Here is a 15,043-nt window from a genome sequence, read left to right on the forward strand (position 1 = left end):
TTTGCCCATGGCCACAATTGCCGAGATCCTGAAAGCCCGTGATACCGACATGACCCGGGCAGAGCGGCAGTTGGCCAGCGCGATCCTCGACAATTATCCGATCCCCGGATTGGGCAGTATTACCGAACTGGCCGAAATGGCTGGCGTGTCGTCGCCCACTGTGGCGCGCATGGTGCAAAAGATCGGGTTCTCGGGATATCCCGAGTTTCAGGCCGCCCTGCGCGATGAACTGAGCGAGATTATCTCAAGCCCGGTCGACAAGCACCCTCATCAGGTTCCCGATTTGCCGGCTGAACACATGCTGAACCGCTATGCCCAGGCCGCAGCCGACAACATGCGCGCCACGCTTGATCGGATCGATCCGGCGGATTTTGATGCGTTGTGCCAGCAAATCGTCGACCCCGACCGCCGGATTCAGATTGCGGGTGGGCGGCTTAGCGGAACATTGGCGCAAACCCTGTACCTGCACCTACAGATGATCCGGCCCGATGTGTTCCTGATTCCCCAGCAGGCGTCATGGCCGCATTACGTGCTGGACCTTGGCCCGCGCGACACGCTGATCCTGTTCGATATTCGACGCTATGAAAATGCCACGTTGTTGCTGGCCGAGATGGCGCATGAAAAGGGCGCCGAGGTCATTTTGTTCACCGATCAGTGGCGCTCTCCGGTGCAGCGGGTTGCCAAACACACCTTCGCGGCGCGCATCACGGTCCCGTCAGCGTGGGATTCGATGCTGGGCCTGCTGCTGCTGGTCGAAAGCGTCATCGCGGCCACGCAAGAGGCGCAGTGGGAAACCGTCAAGGCCCGCACGGACGAACTTGAAACGGCATTCGACCGGACTCGGTTGTTTCGCAAGTTCACTTGACTGGCGGGCGACTGCAGTGATCGATTCGAAGGCGACTTTTGGCGCGTTACACCGTAAACTGCTCAAAACAATTGCACTTGTTCCGGGGTTGCAAGATTGTAACCGGGAGCGATTTCAAAACAAGGGATTCCAAATTCATGGATTCTAAATACGAACCCGTCATTTTACATCTCAGCGAAACTCTTCTGACAACGTTCAGTGTGACAGCCGCGCTGCAGGTCTGGTGCGAGATGCGCGGATTGGGTCATGGCGACCTCTACGCCGATCTTCACGATACATCGGGCCAGTTAGAACTGCCGCCGTTGGGCGTGAACATGCTGTTGCCGAAAGACGGCGAAACCATTCGCCACCGCGCCATCACCCTGATGCGCGGGGACGTGCCGTTGCACAATGCGGACAACTGGTACATCCCCGACCGTCTGCCGGAACATGCCCGGGTGTTGTTGGAAACCACCGACACCCCGTTCGGCAAGGCGCTGGAAGGCACGATGCAAAACCGCGAAACGTTCAGCATCCTGCTGCCGCCCTACGTACGCGCACGGTTTTCCGAACGCGACCGTATCCGCAACACGATTTTGCATGCCGATGAAAACGTGCCCGTCCTGACAATCCGTGGCATCGTCACAGTCGACACGATCCCGGTGTCCTTCGTCGAAGAACGGCTGCGACCGGAACTGGTCGAAATGTCAGCAGGTCTGATTTAGGATCCGGCAAAGGGCGGCTCTGACAGACGCCCGACCTTCAGACCAAAACGATGTCGGGAGGGGCATCCACGTCATCTAAAGAGCCGGTGCGATGCCTTGATGTCAATTTTGGTGTGCCAAAAGAAAAAGGCAGCTCAAAATGAGCTGCCTTCGACATGACGATTTGATATCTGTCACACCAACCGCGATGTTTCTTTCGCGGCGCGGACGAAATCCTTGAACAGCGGGTGCGGGGCAAAGGGTTTCGATTTCAGTTCGGGATGGAACTGGACCCCGATAAACCAGGGATGATCGGTCCATTCTACGATTTCGGGCAAACGGCCATCGGGCGACATGCCCGAGAATCGCAGCCCACAATCTTCCAACTGTTCGCGGTACTTGATGTCGACCTCATACCTGTGGCGGTGACGTTCTTCGATTTGCCTGCTGCCATAGACATCAGCCACTTTCGACCCTTCGGTCAGCATCGCGTCATAGGCTCCAAGGCGCATGGTGCCGCCTTTGTCGTCGCCCACACCGCGCTTGACCTTGTAATTGCCCTGCACCCACTCTTTCAGGTGATAGACAACCGGTTCAAAGCGTTTCTTGCCAGCCTCGTGGTCGAATTCTTCTGATCCGGCCGTTTTGACCCCGGCGACATTGCGCGCGGCTTCGATCACGGCCATCTGCATGCCCAGGCAGATCCCCAGATAGGGCACCTTGCGTTCCCGGGCGAATTGCGCCGCCTTGATCTTGCCTTCAGTCCCGCGTTCGCCAAAGCCACCGGGCACCAGGATCGCGTTAAAGCCTTCCAGATAGGGGGCAGGGTCTTCGGTGTCGAAAATCTCGGCATCGACCCACTCAACCTTGACCTTGACCCGGTTGGCCATACCGCCATGGGTCAGCGCCTCGGCGATTGACTTGTAAGCATCTTCCAACTGCGTGTACTTGCCCACGATGGCGATTTTCACGTCACCCTCGGGATTATGCACGCGGTCGGATACGTCTTCCCACTTTGTCAGATCGGGGCGGGGGGCCGGGCTGATCTGAAAGGCGTCCAGGACGGCCTGATCCAGACCTTCACGGTGATAGGCCAGCGGTGCGTCATAGATAGATGACAGATCCTGCGCGGCAATCACCGACTCGGGGCGCACGTTGCAGAACAGGGCCAGCTTGGCACGTTCCTTTTCCGGGATCGGCCCTTCGGAGCGGCAGACAAGAATATCTGGCGCCAGACCGATCGAGCGCATTTCTTTCACACTGTGCTGGGTCGGCTTGGTCTTCAACTCACCACTGGCTTTGATGAACGGCAGCAGGGTCAGGTGCATGTACAGGCACTGGCCACGGGGTTTGTCCTGCCCGAACTGGCGAATGGCTTCGAAGAACGGAAGACCCTCGATGTCGCCAACTGTGCCGCCAATTTCACACAGCATGAAATCGACGTCGTCTTCGCCAATCCGGATGAAATCCTTGATCTGGTTGGTGACGTGGGGGATCACCTGAATCGTCTTGCCCAGATAGTCGCCGCGCCGTTCTTTTTCGAGCACGTCGGAATAGATCCGCCCCGAACTGACCGAGTCTGTCTTGCAGGCTGGGACACCGGTGAACCGTTCATAATGGCCAAGGTCCAGATCGGTTTCGGCGCCGTCATCGGTGACAAACACTTCGCCGTGCTCAAACGGGCTCATCGTGCCGGGGTCGACGTTCAGATACGGATCCAATTTTCGCAGTCGGACTGAATAGCCCCGTGCCTGCAGCAAAGCGCCCAAAGCGGCCGATGCAAGGCCTTTGCCCAAAGACGAAACAACGCCGCCGGTAATGAAAATAAAACGCGCCATGAGTGTTCGGCAGCCCCCGTGAGTCACAAGTATTGATGGTGCCCAGAACGGTTAAAAAACCGCAGCATCACGGGACTTCACACATAAAGGATTCGCGCGCTCAGCGCAAGAGAACCGCAAGATGCTGTTGCGGTTCTTTTTTGTCATCCAAGGTCTAGTGGATTAGTCGGCGCGCGGCACCAGCGGCGCGTTGTCATCCGCAGACGGAGGCAACAGGCCCTCACCCGTGGGCAACGCCGGTGCGCCGGTGTCGGTTTCTTCCTGCGTCGGAACGCCAAGACGGTCGATGACCGAGGTTCCGGCCGACTTCTGAGCGGTTACGATGGTCAGCGCGATCGAAGTGCAGATAAAGGCCGCAGCCAACACCCATGTCACTTTTCCAAGCGCCGTCGCAGCTGCGCGGCCCGTCATGGCCCCGCCACCGCCGCCGCCCATACCCAGGCCGCCGCCTTCAGACCGCTGCATCAGAACGATAGCGATCAGGCCAAGAGCCAGAAGAAGGTGGACGATGAGAATGACGTTTTCCATGGAACCCTGCGACGTTTGGCGTGTACCGCGCGGTATGTAGGGAAGTTTGCGCCGGTGGGCAAGACATGACTTTGCGACTGGACAAACCGGCCCCTGACCGCCCAGAGTTCACTTATGCCACATGACCACCACGATCACGACGACCCGCACGCCCTTTTGCCGCCCGAGCCCGCGCTCAGGGTCAAGGCTTTGGAAACCATCCTGACGAAAAAGGGCCTGATTGACCCGGCTGCGTTGGATGAAATCATCGACGCCTATCAGAATCGCATTGGCCCGCGAAACGGGGCCATGGTGGTGGCCCGCGCATGGTCTGACCCGGCGTTTCACGCCGCGCTGATGAAAGACGCGACCGAAGTTGTGGCCGATCTGGGGTTCTTTGGCCGCCAGGGCGAACACATCATTGCCGTCGAAAACACCGACGAGACTCACAACATGGTCGTCTGCACCTTGTGCAGTTGCTATCCGTGGCCGCTGTTGGGGATTCCGCCGGGGTGGTACAAATCCGACGCCTATCGCGCCCGCGCGGTGCGCGAACCGCGTAAGGTTCTGGCCAACTTCGGGGTCAATTTGCCCCCCGAATCCTCGGTACGTGTCTGGGATTCGACGGCCGAGGTGCGCTATTTGGTGATCCCGCAACGGCCCACAGGCACGGACGGTATGGATGTCGATGCGCTGGCTGCGCTGGTTACCCGCGACAGCATGATCGGCACCGGCCTGGCAAAGGCACCGTCATGACCCGCGTGCATGACATGGGCGGGCGATATGGCGACGGGCCGGTTGATCCCGGAGGGCCAGACGATCCGGTTTTCGCACAAGACTGGCACGCGCGCGCCCTTGCGGTGACGCTGGCCTGCGGATCGCTGGGCCAATGGAACCTCGACATGTCGCGCCACGCCCGTGAATGCCTGTCGCCCAAGGATTACACCCGGTTTTCGTATTATGAAAAGTGGATGGCCGGTCTGGCCGATCTGCTGGTCGGGAACGGAGTTCTCACCAAAGCCGATCTGGCGGGGCAGGGCGATGACATGCCACACCCCTTGGCGACCCGCTCGATGAAGCCCGAGGCCGTGGCGGGCATCATCGCCAAAGGCGGACCTGCCGACCGACCTTATAGTGAACAGCCTCTTTTCCAACCCGGACAAACCGTCCGCACCCGACGCCCGGCTGACAACAGGCTGACCGATGGCGGTCACACGCGCCTGCCAGCCTATGCCGCTGGGGCCACAGGCCGGATCCTGCGCCATCACGGTGCGCACGTCCTGCCCGACAGCAATGCGCACACGCTGGGCGAAGCACCCGAGCCGCTTTATACTGTCGTGTTCAAAGCGGAAGAGCTGTGGGCCAATCCCGAACATCCGCGAGACGAGGTCACTCTGGACCTCTGGCAATCGTATCTGAGGCCCGCATGACCGCCCCTGAACCGGTTTTCACCCACCCCTGGCATGGGCAGGTTTTTGCCCTGACCGTGCATCTGAACGAAGCCGGATATTTTGCCTGGCCTGACTGGGCCACGCGATTCTCGCAAACCCTTGCGACGCATGGCCTTGCGAAAGAACTGGATGGTGGCGACGATTATTTCACGGCCTGGCTTGAAACTCTTGAAACGCTGCTGGCCGATCTCGGGCAGGCTGCCCCGGCTGACGTCGAACAGATGCGGGCGGCTTGGGAATCGGCTTATCTGACCACGCCGCATGGCGACCCGGTGCACCTGAAAACCTAAAAAGGCGACGGCTATTCGTCGACGTTGTCCACATCCGACTGGCCTGACAGGGCGCGGCGTACATGGCTCCAGCTTAGCCCGATGCCCAGAACCACGGACATCGCAAAGATGCCCAGCCAGACGTTGATATCGGTGTTCTCAAGATCCAGCAGCCCCAGATCATACAGCACCCACAGCAACGCGCCGATCACTGCCAGCACCAGCAACATGCCGAACGCCCCGATCGAACGGATCGTGGCGCGCAGGTAGATGATATAGCCGATGATCAGAACCAGCCCCAGCAGCACCGTCATAGACAGAAACTGCTCATAGTTCTCCAGCGCCCAGCGAACATAGTTCCAGTCCGTCGGGTTGTAGGTCAGCATCAGCAGCAGGAATGCAAACAGCCACCGCAGGAAAACACCCATCTTGAAATTTCCGCCTCGTGCCTTTTGCAGCACAGAATCGCGCATTTTCCGGGGCGCTGTCCACCCCTTCACCAGGGCTGCGTCGAAATTCCGGTTTCACTGTTGCAGCGGCATCGGTATATGAGGTCCGGTTTGACATATCTCTGATGCAAAAGGACCTGAAATGGCCAATGTCGTCGTGGTCGGCGCCCAATGGGGCGACGAAGGAAAAGGCAAGATCGTGGACTGGCTCAGTGAGCGGGCAGATGTAATCGCCCGCTTTCAGGGGGGGCACAACGCCGGGCATACGCTGGTGATCGACGGCAAAGTCTATAAATTGCATGCGCTGCCTTCGGGTGTTGTGCGTGGCGGCAAGCTGTCTGTCATCGGCAACGGTGTGGTGCTGGACCCGTGGCACCTGCTGAACGAAATCGCCACCGTGCGCGAGCAAGGGGTCGAGATTTCGCCCGAAACTCTGATGATCGCCGAAAACACCCCGCTGATCCTGCCGATTCACGGAGAGCTGGATCGCGCCCGCGAAGAAGCGGCCTCGAAAGGCACTAAGATCGGCACCACAGGTCGCGGTATCGGCCCGGCCTATGAAGACAAGGTGGGCCGCCGTTCGATCCGTGTTGCAGATCTGGCGGATGAGGCAACGCTGATCGCCCGCGTTGACCGCGCGCTGCAGCACCATGACCCTCTGCGCAAGGGTTTGGGCTTTGATCCGGTCGACCGCGATGCCCTGATCGCGCAACTGAAAGAGATCGCGCCGCAGATCCTGCCCTTCGCGGCGCCGGTCTGGAAGGTGCTGAACGAAAAGCGCAAGTCGGGCAAACGTATCCTGTTCGAAGGGGCGCAAGGCGCGTTGCTGGACATCGATTTTGGCACGTATCCCTTCGTGACATCGTCCAACGTGATCTCGGGACAAGCGGCCACGGGGGTCGGTATCGGCCCGAATTCGATCGATTTCGTACTGGGCATCGTCAAGGCCTATACCACCCGTGTTGGCGAAGGTCCGTTCCCAACCGAGCTGGACGATGCAGACGGTCAGCGTTTGGGCGAGCGTGGTCATGAATTCGGCACCACCACCGGGCGCAAACGACGCTGTGGTTGGTTTGATGCAGCCCTGCTGCGTCAGACCTGCGCGACATCCGGTGTCAGTGGCATTGCCCTGACCAAGCTTGACGTTCTGGACGGATTCGAGACGCTGAAGATCTGTGTTGGCTATGACCTGGATGGAGACCGGCTGGACTATCTGCCGACAGCCGCCGACCAGCAGGCGCGCTGTGTGCCGATCTACGAAGAGGTTCCGGGGTGGAGCGAATCGACCGAGGGCGCACGCAGCTGGGCTGACCTGCCTGCAAACGCGATCAAATACGTGCGCCGGGTCGAAGAACTGATCGACTGTCCGGTCGCGATGCTGTCCACCAGCCCCGAGCGCGAGGATACCATCCTTGTCACCGACCCGTTTGCTGACTGATGGCGCTGTCGCACAAAGCCCGCCGCCGCTGGTCGCTGGTGATCCTGCTGGTTGGCCTGCCGCTGTATGTGGTGGTCGCGGTGACTGTGGTGAACTGGCTTGGGGTCAAGTTCGGGCGGCCACCGATTCTTTTGGAGCTGGCAGTATATGTCGGTCTGGGTATCCTGTGGGCCTTCCCGTTCAAATACGTGTTTCGGGGCGTCGGACAGGCTGATCCGGATCAGGACGCAAAGTGAGTTGATCACTGGCTTCCTGTCTCTGAACAAAAAAAGAACGGCAGCCACAAAGGCTGCCGTTTTTCGTATTCCTGTTGCGCGGGCCGTTAACCTGCGGCGCGGGCCTGTGGCTGATATCCAATGTCGCCCGAAGCGGCAAAGCGGCCACCGCCAGCCTTTTCGATCTTGCCTTCGCGAAGCAACTGGCCAAACGCGCGCAGCCCGTCTTCGCGATTGAAATCGTCGTTATGGACAAGCCGCACCTTGCTCATCAGCTGCGGGCGCGAAAACTGCTCACGGCCTTCGGCAAAGCTCATGTAAGACGCTGTGGCTTCCAGTAGCTCGGCCAGGCTGTGGACATCCATTTCTTCGATAAAGGCCGAAAACTCGGTCTCGTTCTCGATGCTTTCCGCAGTTTCCAGCGGCGTTGCAATCCGACGTGGACGGACGGGCGAGGCTGGCTTGGCGTCACCAATGTCATCGACGCGCTGTTCGGCCACTAGTTTCAGCGGCGCAGGTTTGCTGACCTCTGTGCGCGGCCGCGGCGAAGCCGTGGTGCTGGCCGACGGGCGGCGCGGCTTGACCACTTGTGCCAGGTCGGCGCGATATTCATTGTCCTTGGTTGTAGCGCCCGGATCACCGCCGGTGTCGCGGTCAGCCTGAGTCGCGGCAACGGCGGCGCGCAGGTTCTGAAAGGCTTCGGCTTTTGACGTCGTTTCGGGATCGTCCAGCTTTTCCTCGGCGGCAGCCATCAGGCGCGTCAGATCCCCGTCCTGATCGGCCTCGGCCAACAGATTGGAAGTGCCGTGGTCGTCATCGTCTTCTTCAAATGCGTCATCGGTATCAACGTCGTCATCTTCAAAAATGTCGAAATCGATATCGTCATCGACGTCTTCATCCAGATTGACCTCGGCAACGGTGTCAGCCGTTTCGGTCGGGGTCGAAAATTCAGCTTCGACTTCTGCCAGCTCGCGCATCAGGTCGGCTTCGGCTTCAGCCGTCAATGAGCTTTTGCGCTCCGCAGAGACTTCGGGAGCGGCTTCGGGGGCTTCGGGCGCCGGGGTGGTTGTCGGCGCGGTGACCGATTCGATCTCACCCGAGGCAATGGCCCGTTCCAAGTCAGCACGCTTGATCGCTTTGACGCGCACACGGCGGATCTTGCGGGCGGGCTTGGGGTCTTCAACCGACACGTCCGGTTCGGACGACACCGCGTCGAGGATGTTGGCAACCTCAGCCTCATCCTGATCTGCTACTGCAATGGCCTCGGGGGCCGTTTCCAGACCGGCAAACAGGCTGGCGTCTTCGGCAACTTCGGTCTCGACAACTTCAGCTTCGGCACCGTCGATCTCAGCCACGTCGACTTCGGCAACGTCAACCTCAGCAACCTCGGCTTCGGCAACCTCAACCTCAGCAACTTCAGCTTCGGCAACCTCGACTTCGGCAACCTCAACGACGTCAGCCTCGTCCTCTACGTCGTCTTCAGACACGTCGACGGCAGTATCCAACTGGCCCAGAATGGCGCTGATCGCGTCGCCATCTTCTCCATCCTCGTCGTCATGGCCGTGGTCTTCAACATCCAGAACGTCGCTGATATCAGCTGCTGCGCTGGCAACGAAGGCCTCTGTTTGCAGGTCTTCGGTGAACTCTTCATCGTCGGTCAGCGTTTCGTTGCGGGCCACAACGGCACGGATGCGCTGCAACTTGGCCGCGATGCTGTCGACCGATGGCTGCACGTCTGACACCGGGTCAGCTTGAACGGGTGCATCGATAATCTCGGCATCGGCAACCGTTTCAACCTCGACTTCAGATTCAGCGTTCTCGATGGCTGCTTCCACCATGGTCGCAAGGTCGAAGTCTTCAGCAATGTCTTCAGCGATATCCGCAACAGAGGGCTCTTCTTCGGCGACGGCAGCCTCTTGCGGGGCCACTTCAAGTGTCTCTTCTGTTGCGTCGGAATCGCTTTCTACAACCGGATCAGTGGCTACATCTTCGACCGCGTTTTCGATGGCAGCATTCGTCGACGTGTGTTCATCGATGACGTCTTCCACCTCAACCGGTTCATCTGTCGGGGCATCGTCCATCTCGACGGCTTCTTCAACAGCTGCGGTATCCACTGCGGTTTCGGCGATGACCGGTTCGGCCGCGATCTGGGATGCTGGCACGGCAAGAGAAACGGCAGCTGCAGCAACCGGAGCAGAGGCGACCGGCGCGCGCTCCGATGACACACCTTCCGATGCACGCAGCACAATTCCCGATTCGTCGTGGTGGGCTTCGACCTTGCGGGTGATTTCGCGCTGGGCAATGCGCGCCAGCATGTCCGCGTCAGGTTGCGGCGGTTCGGCTCCGAAATACCGATCATCCGACGCCAGATCGCGGAAGTACTCTGCAATCGCTTTCATTGTATCAAATGAGTCTTCGAACCCTTCAAGGGTACAGGAAAACGTGCCGTATGATACGGTCAATACTTTGTTGTTGTTAACCATAGGATGCTCGTCCTCTCAACTATTATTGACCAGTGTTTACCATGGACGGATCGTCATTTTCGGCCCGATTCTGTGCCGCTCAGCGTATCATTTTGTGGCGACATTGTGGTCTGTTTCCAAAACGGCCATTAATACGACCATGAATTCAGCGATTGTTCAAACATCCGATCCAGTGACGCTTGTTGGCGGCGGCGACCTGGCCCTGACCGACCTGAACGAAGCTTTGGGCCTCGCCCCTTTGCTTGTGGCTGCCGACGGCGGGGCGGACGCGGTACTGGCGCATGGCCATATGCCCGATGCCGTCATCGGCGACTTTGATTCACTCAGTGATGCTGCCCGAACCCGTATTCCGCAAGCGCGGCTGCACCAGATCGATGAGCAGGATAGCACGGATTTTGACAAGGCGTTAAGGAATATCAAGGCACCGTTAATCCTGGCACTCGGCTTTCTGGGCGCCCGGATCGATCATCAGCTTGCTGCGCTGAGTGCGTTGGTGCGCCGGGCCGACACGCCCTGCATCCTGTTGGGACAGCATGAGATCCTGTTGCATGTGCCTGCCAAACTGTCTCTGGATCTGCAGCCCGGAGACGTGGTATCTCTGTTTCCGATGCGCCTGGTGACGGGGCGGTCGACCGGGCTGAAATGGCCGATTGACGGGCTGAAGCTCGCCCCGGACGGGCGCGTCGGCACCTCGAACCGCGCGGTTGGGCCGATCACGCTAGATGTTGACGGTCATGGGATGTTGCTGATCCTGCCGCGTACGGCGTTGCGCGCCGCTATGCAGGCGATCGCGCCTTTTCCCGGTTCGCCCGGGCCATCTGCCGCGCCACGGTCTGTTCGCGGATCACAATATACAAACCCGCACTGATCGTTATACAGATCCCGACCGAGGCCAGAGTGTTGGGCAGATCGCGGAAGATCAGCCACCCCAACAAGGTCGCCACCGGGATCTCCAGATATTGCATCGGGGCCAGCGTCGCCGACGGCGCATAGCGCAGCGACCATGTCATCAGCAAATGTGCCAGCGTTCCCAAAACGCCAATGGCCAGCAGCAGGCCCCACTCTTGTTGGTTCGGAACTACGATTTGCAGAACCGGAACCTCGGCCATACCGCCGATCAGCAGAACAGGCACCAGCACAACGCAAGCCATCACACCACTCACGGCCTGCAGGCCGATCGGGTCGGTTTCCTTGGCGATCTGGCGGGTGACTAGCATGAACAGTGAAAACACCACCGCAACGATCAACGGCAGCAGGGCGGGCCAACCGACTTCGGCAAAGCTGGGCTGGATGACCAGCAGCGTGCCGATGAACCCCACAACGCAAGCCAGAATGCGCCGGATCCCGACTTCTTCGCCCAGCACGTATTTGCCCAGCAGCAGCATCAGGAATGGCATCACAAAGGCGATGGCGACGGCATCGGCCAGCGGCAGGAACTTCAGCGCGGAAAACATCGCGCCAATCCCGGCGATGTGCAGGCCCGTGCGGATCGCCGCCAGCCACAACACCCGCCCACGCATCCGCCAATGCCGCCGTGTGGCGATGACCAGCGGAATCAGGATGATCGCCTGAACAGCAAAGCGCACGAACAGCAGTTGTGCGAGTGGAATCAATGGCCCAAGCAGTTTTGCGACCGCATCCCCCATCGGGGCAACGATGCAAAAACCCAACATCAGACTGATGCCCAGAACTGGCCTATCCATTGACATGGGGTGACGCTAGAGCGAGCCAGTTACCGGATGCAAGCGGCGGTTTTGCATGACCTAAGGTAAATTATCCCTCAAACGGTCAACAATTCGGAACATTTACCGCCAATCCGCCCAGTGACGTTTCCTTGTATTTCTCGCTCATATCCACCCCGGTCTGGCGCATGGTTTCGATACAGGCGTCCAGTGGAACAAAATGATCTCCGTCGCCGCGCAAGGCCAGTGACGCCGCCGAAACCGCCTTGATTGCGCCCAGCCCGTTACGTTCGATACATGGAACCTGCACCAGCCCTTTGACCGGATCACAGGTCATGCCCAGATGGTGCTCCAGCGCGATTTCAGCTGCGTTTTCAACTTGTTCCGGGGTGCCGCCCAACACAGCGCACAGACCGGCGGCAGCCATCGCGCTGGCGCTGCCGACCTCGGCCTGACACCCGGCCTCGGCTCCACTGATCGAGGCGTTGAATTTGACCAACCCGCCGATGGCGGCAGCGGTCAGCAGGAACTCTTCGATGCGGGTCGTGGAGGCGCCCGGCACATGGTCCAGATAGTACCGCAAAGTCGCGGGCAGAACGCCCGCCGCGCCATTGGTCGGGGCGGTGACCACCTGACCACCGGCGGCGTTCTCTTCGTTTACAGCCATGGCATAAACACTGATCCAGTCGTTGATTGTATGCGGCGGCGTCAGGTTCAAACCCTGTTCTGCCAACAACGCCTGGTGGATGCGATGGGCGCGGCGCCGGACGTTCAGACCGCCGGGCAGGATGCCATCCACGGCCAGCCCGTTGTTGATGCAGTCGTTCATGACCTCCCAGATCCGCGCGGTGCCTTTGCGAAAATCAACGTGTCCATGACGGGACACTTCATTGTCCAGTTTCATCTCTGCAATGGTCTTGCCGCTGGCCTTTGCCATCTCCAGCATCTCGGCGGCGGATTTGAACGGAAAAGGCACCGGCGCGCCTTCATCCGTGGCCTTGCCGCTGTCCAGTTCTTCCTCGGTCAACACGAAGCCGCCGCCAATCGAATAATATACCTGCTGCAGGATCACGTCGCCCTGCGCATCCGTGGCCATCAAGATCATGCCATTGGCATGGCCGGGCAGGGCGCGGTCATAGTCGAAGATCAGGTCGGCCTTGGGATCGAAACGCAGGCTATCAAACCCGTGCGGCTGAACCAGACCGGCCTCGTGGATCAGCGTCAGCGCAGCTTCGGCCTTTGCCGCGTCATAGGTGTCCGGGCGAAACCCCGCGAGGCCCAGGATCGTAGCCCGGTCGGTGGCGTGCCCGACCCCGGTAAAGGCCAGAGACCCGTGCAGGCTGGCCTTCACCCCGTCAAATTCAAAAGGCGAGGCGCGCATCAGATCCAGGAACCGGGCGGCTGCCACCATTGGACCCATCGTATGCGATGAAGACGGCCCAACGCCAACTTTGAACATGTCGAATACAGACAAAAACATGATTAGAATGCGCTCCCTTCCGGGGGGGTACAGAGTTGTGGGGCGGTGAATGGGGTCGGGCCAAGCCCCTCGGCCAATTGCGCCGTGGCGACGGCGGGGCGCTGCTCCAGTTGCAAGGCAAGAGCGGCGAGGTTTGGATAATCGCTCAGTTGGAACCAGCCCGGGCCGGTATCAGGATACAACGCAGACCAGCGCAGGCAGCAGGCAATATGGTAATCCAGAACCGAAGGCTCCACGCTGCCGAACCAGTCATGGCCTTCGTTCGCCAACTGTTCCAACAGCGTCAGATGCGTGGGTAAAACCGTCTGCATCTGCGCCCGCAACGCCGCCTGATGATTGGCCTCGGCCCCGACATACTTCTCAGGATAAAAGTTCAGCCGCAGGCCAACCTGCAACGTGTTCGATGCAAAGAACAGCCACTTCAGAAACACGCCACGACCGGGCGCGTTGACTGATGGGGCCATCTGTCCGTGACGGTCGGCCAACCACAACAGGATCGCGGCCGTTTCCGAAACAGGCCCGTCCGGCGTTATCAACGTCGGGATATGCCCGGCCGGGTTCAGCGCCAGATAGGCCGCCGACCCTTGTGCGCCAACGCTGCGATCCACCAGACAGGTGTCATAGTGCAGCGCCATCTCTTCCAGCACCAGCCGAACGATCAGCGAGGCATTGTCAGGAGCATAGTACAGGCGATACGTCGGGTTCATGATCGCCTTGTACCAGCCGCCACCGGGCAGGGTGGCCCCAAAGCGACCAAATGGACTGGAAAAGCGCGGCGCCCCGTACTGCCAGCCACATTTTCCAACCCTTTCCAAAAGGGCACGCCACAAGACTCTCGCAGTTGTCGCGGCTTCGGCTTATAAGGCCCCAAAACACCCAAGGAGTCACTGCCATGACCGGAGACCTGTCACCCATCGATAAGGCCAAATTTGTTGCCGCCAAGCGGGCTGCCGATTTCGTCGAAGACGGGATGCGGGTTGGTCTGGGCACGGGCAGCACGGCGGCCTGGCTGGTGCGCTGTCTGGGTGAAATGGTGCGCGACGAGGGGCTTAAGTTTCGCGGCGTGCCGACCTCGACCCGGACGGCCGAACTGGCCCGCGATGTCGGTATTCAAGTGGTGTCGCTGGATGAAGCGAAATGGCTTGATCTGACCATTGACGGGGCTGATGAATTTGACTCCGATCTGAACCTGATCAAGGGCGGCGGCGGGGCACTGCTGCAGGAAAAGATCGTCGCGACCGCCAGCGACCAGATGATCGTCATCGCCGATGTGGGCAAAGAGGTCGAAAGCCTCGGCACTTTCCCATTGCCGGTCGAGGTGATTCCCTTTGGCTGGCAGACCACGCAGGCGCTGATCGAAGAAACCCTGATCTCGATGGATGTTCTGGGCCGCAATTCGACCATGCGGATGAATGGCGAGGTGCCGTTCATCACGGATGAAGGCAATCATATCCTTGATCTGCATCTGGGCCGCATCGGCAACCCGCGCCAGATGGCGATGGTGCTGAACCAGATGCCCGGTGTTGTGGAAAACGGGTTGTTCATCGACATCTGTGACATGGTCATTCTGGGCTATGGCGACGGTCGCGTCGAACTGCGCGACATCAACGAAGGGACGGTCGAACACGACAAGCTGGACTTTGTCGAAAGCGACAACCTGTTCACGGATCTCGCGGACTGAGC

At 59.7% G+C, this 15,043-nt stretch carries 16 protein-coding genes; 9 read left to right on the top strand and 7 right to left on the bottom strand.

Translation table 11 applies throughout. The features are described 5' to 3' along the window. Nucleotides 1-7 precede the first annotated feature (7 nt). Both FOY56_RS04340 and FOY56_RS04345 read left to right on the top strand, forming a co-directional pair. Nucleotides 8-865, top strand: a complete 858-nt coding sequence (locus FOY56_RS04340; RefSeq protein ID WP_146344606.1) for a MurR/RpiR family transcriptional regulator — start codon at nt 8-10, stop codon at nt 863-865. Between the two features lie 137 nt (nt 866-1,002). Then, a complete protein-coding gene (locus FOY56_RS04345; protein ID WP_146344607.1) occupies nt 1,003-1,569 on the top strand; it encodes a hypothetical protein in 567 nt (188 codons plus the stop codon). Between the two features lie 173 nt (nt 1,570-1,742). Here FOY56_RS04345 and pyrG read toward each other — a convergent pair whose 3' ends face one another. Together pyrG and secG are read right to left on the bottom strand one after the other, a co-directional pair. Next, a complete protein-coding gene (gene pyrG / locus FOY56_RS04350) occupies nt 1,743-3,386 on the bottom strand; it encodes a CTP synthase (RefSeq protein WP_146344608.1) in 1,644 nt (547 codons plus the stop codon). Between the two features lie 162 nt (nt 3,387-3,548). After that, nucleotides 3,549-3,914, bottom strand: a complete 366-nt coding sequence (gene secG / locus FOY56_RS04355) for a preprotein translocase subunit SecG (RefSeq protein ID WP_146344609.1) — start codon at nt 3,912-3,914, stop codon at nt 3,549-3,551. A gap of 114 nt (nt 3,915-4,028) precedes the next feature. On the opposite strand from secG, the gene nthA reads away from it, so the two are divergent. Genes nthA through FOY56_RS04370 form a run of 3 tightly spaced genes read left to right on the top strand, consistent with a single transcriptional unit; the run spans nt 4,029 to nt 5,634 of the window. After that, nucleotides 4,029-4,649, top strand: a complete 621-nt coding sequence (gene nthA / locus FOY56_RS04360; protein ID WP_146344610.1) for a nitrile hydratase subunit alpha — start codon at nt 4,029-4,031, stop codon at nt 4,647-4,649. After that, entirely contained in the window at nt 4,646-5,323 is a 678-nt protein-coding gene (gene nthB / locus FOY56_RS04365; protein WP_146344611.1) for a nitrile hydratase subunit beta, read from the top strand. Before nthA ends, nthB begins: the two co-directional genes overlap by 4 nt. Further along, complete coding sequence (locus FOY56_RS04370) at nt 5,320-5,634, top strand: nitrile hydratase accessory protein (protein WP_146344612.1); 315 nt, start codon at nt 5,320-5,322, stop codon at nt 5,632-5,634. The genes nthB and FOY56_RS04370 overlap by 4 nt, the downstream gene beginning before the upstream one ends. Nucleotides 5,635-5,645: 11 nt before the next feature. Here the strand turns inward: FOY56_RS04370 and FOY56_RS04375 are convergent, their stop codons facing one another. After that, nucleotides 5,646-6,041 (bottom strand): DUF6524 family protein, encoded by a 396-nt coding sequence (locus FOY56_RS04375; RefSeq protein WP_146344613.1) that lies wholly within the window; start codon nt 6,039-6,041, stop codon nt 5,646-5,648. Nucleotides 6,042-6,204: 163 nt separating this feature from the next. Here FOY56_RS04375 and FOY56_RS04380 point away from each other — a divergent pair, with 163 nt between their 5' ends. Both FOY56_RS04380 and FOY56_RS04385 read left to right on the top strand, forming a co-directional pair. Next, nucleotides 6,205-7,500, top strand: coding sequence for an adenylosuccinate synthase (locus tag FOY56_RS04380; protein WP_146344614.1), 1,296 nt, complete (start codon nt 6,205-6,207; stop codon nt 7,498-7,500). Then, the gene (locus FOY56_RS04385; RefSeq protein ID WP_146344615.1) at nt 7,500-7,736 is read left to right on the top strand and encodes a DUF2842 domain-containing protein; all 237 of its coding nucleotides are present in this window, start codon (nt 7,500-7,502) and stop codon (nt 7,734-7,736) included. The genes FOY56_RS04380 and FOY56_RS04385 overlap by 1 nt, the downstream gene beginning before the upstream one ends. 86 nt (nt 7,737-7,822) lie before the next feature. Here the strand turns inward: FOY56_RS04385 and FOY56_RS04390 are convergent, their stop codons facing one another. Then, complete coding sequence (locus tag FOY56_RS04390; RefSeq protein ID WP_146344616.1) at nt 7,823-10,198, bottom strand: chemotaxis protein CheA; 2,376 nt, start codon at nt 10,196-10,198, stop codon at nt 7,823-7,825. Nucleotides 10,199-10,337: 139 nt separating this feature from the next. On the opposite strand from FOY56_RS04390, the gene FOY56_RS04395 reads away from it, so the two are divergent. Then, nucleotides 10,338-11,066 carry a thiamine diphosphokinase gene (locus tag FOY56_RS04395; RefSeq protein ID WP_146344617.1) on the top strand — a complete coding sequence of 243 codons (729 nt, stop codon included), beginning with the start codon at nt 10,338-10,340 and terminating at the stop codon, nt 11,064-11,066. On the opposite strand, the gene FOY56_RS04400 is transcribed toward FOY56_RS04395, so the two are convergent. The 3 genes from FOY56_RS04400 to FOY56_RS04410 all read right to left on the bottom strand — a co-directional run bounded on the left by FOY56_RS04400 (nt 10,975) and on the right by FOY56_RS04410 (nt 14,175). Beyond that, on the bottom strand, nt 10,975-11,907 hold the full coding sequence (locus tag FOY56_RS04400) for a DMT family transporter (RefSeq protein ID WP_146344618.1): 933 nt from the start codon (nt 11,905-11,907) through the stop codon (nt 10,975-10,977). The two genes, FOY56_RS04395 and FOY56_RS04400, sit on opposite strands and share 92 nt — an antisense overlap. Before the next feature lie 79 nt (nt 11,908-11,986). Beyond that, a complete protein-coding gene (locus FOY56_RS04405) occupies nt 11,987-13,360 on the bottom strand; it encodes an L-serine ammonia-lyase (protein WP_146344619.1) in 1,374 nt (457 codons plus the stop codon). A gap of 2 nt (nt 13,361-13,362) precedes the next feature. Further along, the gene (locus FOY56_RS04410; protein ID WP_342779772.1) at nt 13,363-14,175 is read right to left on the bottom strand and encodes a glutathione S-transferase family protein; all 813 of its coding nucleotides are present in this window, start codon (nt 14,173-14,175) and stop codon (nt 13,363-13,365) included. Between the two features lie 77 nt (nt 14,176-14,252). On the opposite strand from FOY56_RS04410, the gene rpiA reads away from it, so the two are divergent. Then, nucleotides 14,253-15,041 (top strand): ribose-5-phosphate isomerase RpiA, encoded by a 789-nt coding sequence (gene rpiA, locus FOY56_RS04415; RefSeq protein ID WP_146344620.1) that lies wholly within the window; start codon nt 14,253-14,255, stop codon nt 15,039-15,041. Nucleotides 15,042-15,043: the final 2 nt, after the last annotated feature.

The organism is Falsiphaeobacter marinintestinus, assembly GCF_007923355.1.
Classification (GTDB): Bacteria; Pseudomonadota; Alphaproteobacteria; order Rhodobacterales; family Rhodobacteraceae; genus Phaeobacter_A; species Phaeobacter_A marinintestinus.